Origin of the sequence: Pseudomonas sp. 51_B (genome assembly GCF_017491595.1) — a bacterium.
Taxonomy (GTDB): Bacteria; Pseudomonadota; Gammaproteobacteria; order Pseudomonadales; family Pseudomonadaceae; genus Aquipseudomonas; species Aquipseudomonas promysalinigenes.
In genome coordinates this window covers 1-428 of sequence record NZ_JAFGYW010000482.1, presented here as the reverse complement: position 1 = coordinate 428, position 428 = coordinate 1, and the positions used below count along the sequence as shown (strand labels likewise).

Below are 428 nucleotides of genomic sequence, written 5' to 3'. Positions count from 1 at the left end.
CCGTGGATCTGCACAGTCTTAACGCCATCGGTTTTGCTTTCACCGGTCTGGCGCCTGCGCAAGACAATCGAGGAGGCTGGCTGACGTTGTTTCATCGCGGCTACCGCACGCGCAAGCTGACATTGCATTGCCCGCACATGCAGCAGTTACACGACCAGGCACAACGTCAACTCACTGGGCGAGCCATGGCTGCGGTGTAATCAGCCCGAGCCCGCACACGGATGAGCGGGCTTCATCGGCAGAAGTCAGGCCTTTGCCTTCAGGCCTTTGTCGGACGGAACTGCCGCATTGCCTTCGCCATAGGTCTTGAGATTCTGCAGGACGTAAATGGCTTTCTTGAATTCGGGAATCAGGCTCTTGCCGTAGTAATTGCCATTGAGACTGTTGGTCTGGATGGCATCGAGCTGCGTGGCGAAATACTCCAGCGC

The 428-nt window shown here is 57.0% G+C and carries 2 pseudogenes; one reads left to right on the top strand and one right to left on the bottom strand.

From position 1 onward, the window contains the following. Window positions 1-200 (top strand): annotated as a pseudogene (locus J5M56_RS25845) (GNAT family N-acetyltransferase); the annotation flags it as partial. Between the two features lie 45 nt (window positions 201-245). On the opposite strand, the pseudogene J5M56_RS25840 reads toward J5M56_RS25845, so the two are convergent. Further along, window positions 246-428 (bottom strand): annotated as a pseudogene (locus J5M56_RS25840) (hypothetical protein); the annotation flags it as partial.